General features: G+C 51.7%; 2 protein-coding genes. One reads left to right on the plus strand and one right to left on the minus strand.

Going from position 1 to position 2,509, the window contains the following annotated elements:
- Positions 1-267: 267 nt before the first annotated feature.
- Complete coding sequence (locus ACSQ3I_RS28045; protein ID WP_436004454.1) at positions 268-1,599, plus strand: hypothetical protein; 1,332 nt, start codon at positions 268-270, stop codon at positions 1,597-1,599.
- Between the two features lie 138 nt (positions 1,600-1,737).
- Here ACSQ3I_RS28045 and ACSQ3I_RS28050 read toward each other — a convergent pair whose 3' ends face one another.
- Entirely contained in the window at positions 1,738-2,373 is a 636-nt protein-coding gene (locus ACSQ3I_RS28050; protein ID WP_436004456.1) for a recombinase family protein, read from the minus strand.
- Positions 2,374-2,509 lie beyond the last annotated feature (136 nt).

Raw genomic sequence — 2,509 nt, forward strand, 5'->3', positions numbered from 1 at the left:
ATCCGTAGTGGTGCGCCGCTTGCAAACGAAATTTTGTAGCAGGCCTGCATGAGGATCATCATGCTATAGCGAGCAGTCAACGCCTTCCCTGAGCAATTTTACCGAGGTGCTTCTATTACCTAATAGAGTCCGGAAGGAATTTGTGCACAAACATCCACTTGCTTAAGCCCTTGTTCCATTTAGCGTTTGAAGATCCTATGGTGCTTGCCGTTGATAAGACTGGCGGCTATCTCATGTTGGCGCTTCTATACAATTCGAGGCAGATCGATGTCCGATTATGACGAATTGCAGCGCCTGCTTTCGAGTGAGGAGTTTCTAGCTGGCTTGGAAGATCAGCGCATGGGAGGGTCATGGCCGTTCGACCCTTACCTTCGGTGTTCCAACGACCTAGTTCAGAACCGAGTTGATCTGGTGCTAGATGATCTGTGCGTAGACTGGCTTGGTAGCTATGAGCGCAAGCTGAGCACGTCAAGCCAGCAGTACTTTATCGATTGTGCGAATGTGATCTTGGCCAACCTGCTCCGTGCTTATTCCAGAAAGCTCGGTGAGACAGTCGGTATACCTCGTAGTAAGGACCGTTTGGACAAACAGAGGCGTTATCGTCCGAAGTATATGACGGCAAACCGTTTCCTTATGGCTCAGGACTGGCTTCTAGAAACTGGTCTTATGGCATTGGACAAGCCGGGATACCATTTCTCGGATAACGCCCAAGTCTCGATGTTTAAGCTTGGTGCTCGTGCCGTCACCGAATTGGAAGCAGACATTCTCACTGCTTGGGATTTCCGTGTCGTTCGCCATGACGAACCGGTTGTCCTCAAGGATAGTCTACGCCAGCTTTGCCGGTACGACGATACAGCCGAAACCACCGCAATCCGCACGGCTTTGGATAGGATCAATGCGCGTCTCGGCGCTACCGACATTTCGACTTCCCGCGAACTTACTCACTTAGATAGCGACCGCGACTTTGTTGGTTCAAGGGTCAATCTTTCTCGCATCTTCAACTATGGCAGCTTCGAATACGGAGGCCGGTTCTATGGTGGGTGGTGGCAGCACATACGCAAACACGCAAGGCGTTGGATACTGCTGGATGGTTTACCTACGGTAGAGGCTGACTATCGAGGATTCAACCCAGCAGTACTGCTAGCCAAGGCTGGGCAGCCAATCCCAGATGATCCCTATGCCCGTATTCCAGGCGTTGCTGAAAGCGCGGAACTGCGAAATCACGCCAAGAGCACACTAGCTGCTCTGATTAACTCGGCTACTGGCAACACCGAAGAGCCAAGCGGATTTGATACGGTCAAACACAGCATGACCAAGGAACAGTTTCGCCAGTCCGTGTTGGATGCATTTCCCATGTTGCCATCACTCTTGGGACAACGAACGGGTATGAAACTACAGCGTGAAGAAAGTGACCTTGCTGAACATGTGATGCTTCACTTCATTGAGCAAGGTCATGCTATTCTGCCTATCCATGATGCCTTTATGGTTCAAGAGCACCTAGAAGGTGAACTGGTACAGACTATGAAGGATGCTTTCAGAAACAAATACGGACAGTTGCCACAGGTGACAGTCACCTACCCTTTCAAGGCTGATATTTGATACGTCTAATAACTGGTTCTCCCCACTATTGGGGCAAATAAGGTCCGTGGAGTTCGTGACCGATTTTTGCTGGTCTGCCGATCATGCGGAACACGTCAGTTCGAAGACCCGCTTCGAGCATTCTGCCCGGATAGGAGGCTACATGCCCCACCTTGTAAGCGCGGCTTCCGCCCCGGCCCGATTATCCCTGATCCGAAGAACGGTCTGCCTCTTCAATCCGGTTGCCTTAGAGATCTCTGACGTTCCATTGCCGATTGCCAGCATGTCCACAACCTGCCGGAACGTCTTCCGGTCATAGCTCGGCTTCTTTCCGGGGTAGCTTTTTGGATCGCCTTTCTTCGCCTCAATTCCGGCTCGCTGAGCAGCTTTCGTCGCCTCGGCCTGCGCCTGTGCTGTTGCGGCCATAAAAGCTATCAGCGCGTCTCTGACCGCCTTTTGCATCGGGTCTGATGTTGCGCCATCAAAAACCATGCCGTTGATCACCGTTTTTACGATCACGCCTAGCTGCATGAAATCCCGGATCGTCTTCGTCACGTCCTCGTAGTTCCGGCCAAGACGATCCACCCAACGAACTAGTAGCGTGTCGCCATGCCTGAGCTTGTCAAACAGCCTCTTGCCTTCCGGCCTATCTTTGAGCTTGGTGCTGACGCCTGAAACGCCATGGTCTGCAATCACCTCGTCGATCACAAATCCAGCTTGTTCGGCTTGCGTCTTCTGGTGGTCAAGTGTCTGGTCGATGGTCGATACACGGGCATAGAGCACTGTCTTGGACATAACTTACTTTCTATCCACTAGGGTCATGTCCGTTATAATTACTGTCCAATTAGCAATGTCAACCCTTATGGACACCCTTTGGCACACATCTGACAGCGTTCACTGGGGTATACCCCTGCGGACATAGGCCTGTACT

The organism is Rhizobium sp. LjRoot30, from assembly GCF_964253915.1.
Classification (GTDB): Bacteria; Pseudomonadota; Alphaproteobacteria; order Rhizobiales; family Rhizobiaceae; genus Metarhizobium.

Excerpts from the sequence above, each read along its gene's own strand:
- ACSQ3I_RS28045 (WP_436004454.1), top strand. The coding sequence starts at position 268 with ATGTCCGATTATGACGAATTGCAGCGCCTGCTTTCGAGTGAGGAGTTT.
- ACSQ3I_RS28050 (WP_436004456.1), bottom strand. The coding sequence starts at position 2,373 with ATGTCCAAGACAGTGCTCTATGCCCGTGTATCGACCATCGACCAGACA.